We start from the raw sequence: 3420 nt of genomic DNA, 5'->3' as shown, positions 1-3420 counted from the left end.
CAGTACCCGTGTAATCGCAGAGGTCAATGTGGTTTTACCATGATCGATATGACCAATCGTGCCAATATTGACGTGGGGTTTATTTCTTTGAAATTTTTGCTTAGCCATTATTATTCCTCATCAATCGTTATGTGGGTACTACTAGTATAATCCCTTAATTTTCCGTATGATTACTTCAGCAATCCGGGATGGTATTTCTTCATACGAATGAAATTGAAGCGTAAAATTAGCCCGCCCCTGAGTTGCTGATCGTAAATCTGTAGAATAACCGAACATTTCAGCTAGAGGTACATGGGCATCAACAACCTGAAATCCATGCTCCCTAACCTCCATTCCATATATTTTAGCTCGTTTGCTATTAAGATCATTAATTACATCTCCGACATATTCGTCAGGGCCTATTACCTCAAGTTGCATAACCGGCTCAAGTAGTATCGGTTGTGCAGCAATAAGTGCATTTCTGAGCGCTATACTTGAGGCTACACCAAATGCTTGTGCCGTTGAATCAACCTCGTGATATGATCCACCAACCAAAAGAACCTTACAATCAACCACCGGAAAACCAAGAAGCGGTCCCGAGTCCAAGGCTGACAAGACACCTTTCTCAATAGCCTGAACAAATTGTGAAGGTATTAAGTCTTCAGTAATTCTACTGATAAATTCTATTCCTGCGCCTCGCTTATTCGGCTCAACATCAAGAACAACATGACCATACTGTGATTTTGCAATACCTTGTGGTTCAAAGCGACCATCACCATGGCCTGTTCCTACTATAGATTCTTTATAAGAAACTTGAGGTTTTCCAACATTAGCATCAACCTTAAAATCACGTATCAGTCGATCAACAATAATTTCCAGGTGTAATTCACCCATTCCCGAAATTATTGTCTGCCCTGTCTCTTCATGAGTAGTAACTCTGAAGGAAGGATCTTCTAGAGCAATTTTACTGAGAGTTTCACTCAGCTTATCCTGATCTGCCTTACCCTTTGGTTCTATGGCTATACTAATTACTGGGATAGGAAAATCAATTTTTTCTAAAAGCAAGGTGTCTCCCTTCTCACACAGAGTGTCTCCTGTGGTAGAAAATCTAAGACCCACCAATGCTGCAATATCCCCTGGACCTACTTCTTTAACTTCCTCACGTTTATTGGCATGCATCCTTAATATCTTACTTACCTTCTCCTGTTTACCCTTGGATGAATTGTATACCTTATCACCGGCACGCAACACACCTGAATAAACACGTACAAAAGCAAGATTACCAACAAAAGGATCTGCGACAATTTTAAATGCCAGGGCACTCAGATTTTCCCGTTCGCTACATTCGCGAAAAAGTTCTGTGCCCTCAGCATCTACCCCTTTTACAGGCGGGACGTCCAAAGGTGATGGCAAATAAGATAAAATACCATCAAGTAAGGGTTGCACTCCCTTGTTTTTAAATGCACTTCCGCAGAGTACTGGCACAATTCCTAAGGCAATTGTAGCCTTACGAATCACTTGCCTGATTTCGTCAGCAGAGACTGACTGTTCTTCTAAAAATTTTTCCATGACTCCCTCATCGAAGTCGGCCAGCTTCTCGACGAGAGTCATATGTGCAGCCGTGAATATGTCAGAAAATTCCTCAGAGATAGGCTTATCGATAACTTCGGAGCCTTGTGTATCTTCATCAAAGTAAAGCATCTTTCCTTCTACAAGGTCGATGACTCCACTAAAGGCTCCTTCTTTACCTATAGGAATTTGTAATGCTACAGGTACAGCTCCCAACCTTTTTTCAATCATGGAGAGGACCCGCTCAAAATTAGCGCCGACCCGATCCATTTTGTTAATAAAGGCAATTCTGGGGATCTTGTACTTATTGGCTTGTCGCCATACTGTTTCTGATTGTGGCTCAACTCCACCAACAGCACAAAAAACAGCTACTGCGCCATCTAACACCCTCAGGCATCGCTCTACCTCAACAGTAAAGTCAACATGCCCAGGTGTATCAATAATATTTATTTGATGGTCATTCCAAAGACAGGTTGTAGCAGCGGAGGTAATGGTAATACCTCTCTCCTGTTCTTGTTCCATCCAATCCATAACGGCTGTGCCATCATGAACCTCACCAATCTTATAAGAACGACCAGTGTAAAATAAAATTCGTTCGGTTGTCGTTGTTTTTCCTGCATCAATATGGGCCATTATGCCTATATTTCGCAACTTATTGAGTTCGCTCTTTGCAGTCACTGTTGTTTCCTTTCTGCTGAAGTCGCACTCACCGAAACAGAGAATCGAACCACATCTAAACCCTTCTATATACTCCAGCCCTAAATACTTGTCAAGAAAGAGTAAGAGAAACGATGTTAAATATTACCATCTATAATGAGCAAAGGCTTTGTTTGCATCTGCCATTTTGTGAGTATCTTCACGTTTCTTCACAGACGCGCCACGATTATTAAATGCATCTGACAATTCAGCTGCTAATTTCTCAGCCATTGAATGACCGGAGCGTTTTTGTGCAAAAGTTGTAAGCCATCGCATGGCCAAAGCATTCCTGCGCTCAGGTCGAACCTCCACAGGCACCTGATACGTTGCCCCACCAACACGCCTAGACTTAACTTCAACACGGGGTCGCACAGACTCCATGGCTTTGTCAAAAACCTCTAATGGAGTCCCGTCTTTAATTCGATCTGCAATAATATCCATAGCATCATAGAATATTGTGCGAGCAACATTTTTCTTGCCATCAAGCATTAATTGATTGATAAATTTTGACACAATAATACTTTTAAAACGGGCATCAGCAGATATCACTCTCTTGGCAACTGTCTTACGTCTTGGCATTTTTTTTCCTCACATGCTCAGCAAAAACTATTTAGGACGCTTAGCGCCGTATTTAGAACGGCTCTGCTTCCGATTCGCTACGCCCAACGTATCCAACGTACCACGGATAATATGGTAGCGCACACCAGGTAAGTCCTTAACTCTGCCGCCTCGTATCATAACCACAGAGTGCTCCTGAAGATTATGACCAACACCTGGAATATAGGAAGTCACTTCCATTCCATTTGTCAAGCGAACCCTGGCGACCTTACGCAATGCGGAGTTAGGTTTTTTGGGGGTAGTTGTATAAACACGCACACACACACCGCGTTTTTGCGGTGATCCTTTCAAAGCTGGGGTCGTTGATCTGCTAACAATCTTTTTACGACCTTGCCGTACCAATTGATTGATGGTTGGCATTGAAATACTCCTCTCTCTGATTATCTCGTTAGCGTAGATTTCCCACGCAATGTTCCAGAAAACAAGCTTTTTACTCGAAGCAATGATCTCTGTCAAGTTTTATATGCTCCACAGCCTAAGAGCATGAGAAAAATCAGGTTATTGGTTATTTAACCTAATCACTCTTGCTCTCAAGAGCATACAATTACAAGTCGAACT

At 42.2% G+C, this 3420-nt stretch carries 4 protein-coding genes; all 4 read right to left on the bottom strand.

Annotation, left to right across the window (positions count from 1 at the left end; genetic code table 11):
• A partial coding sequence (locus FP815_03745; GenBank protein MBA3014050.1) for a hypothetical protein occupies positions 1 to 108 on the bottom strand: 108 nt, incomplete at its 3' end.
• 33 nt (positions 109 to 141) lie between these two features.
• Positions 142 to 2226 (bottom strand): elongation factor G, encoded by a 2085-nt coding sequence (fusA, locus tag FP815_03740; GenBank protein MBA3014049.1) that lies wholly within the window; start codon positions 2224 to 2226, stop codon positions 142 to 144.
• A 123-nt stretch (positions 2227 to 2349) separates the two neighbouring features.
• Positions 2350 to 2823 (bottom strand): 30S ribosomal protein S7, encoded by a 474-nt coding sequence (gene rpsG / locus FP815_03735; GenBank protein ID MBA3014048.1) that lies wholly within the window; start codon positions 2821 to 2823, stop codon positions 2350 to 2352.
• Between the two features lie 27 nt (positions 2824 to 2850).
• Positions 2851 to 3222: a 30S ribosomal protein S12 gene (locus FP815_03730; GenBank protein ID MBA3014047.1), complete on the bottom strand. Its 372-nt coding sequence runs from the start codon at positions 3220 to 3222 to the stop codon at positions 2851 to 2853.
• Positions 3223 to 3420 lie beyond the last annotated feature (198 nt).

This window comes from Desulfobulbaceae bacterium, assembly GCA_013792005.1.
Classification (GTDB): Bacteria; Desulfobacterota; Desulfobulbia; order Desulfobulbales; family VMSU01; genus VMSU01.
This window is presented reverse-complemented; position numbering and strand designations above follow the sequence as displayed.

What these genes read in the sequence shown, in the direction of transcription:
- rpsG (MBA3014048.1), bottom strand. Translation starts at nt 2,823, where the DNA reads ATGCCAAGACGTAAGACAGTTGCCAAGAGAGTGATATCTGCTGATGCC.
- FP815_03730 (MBA3014047.1), bottom strand. Translation starts at nt 3,222, where the DNA reads ATGCCAACCATCAATCAATTGGTACGGCAAGGTCGTAAAAAGATTGTT.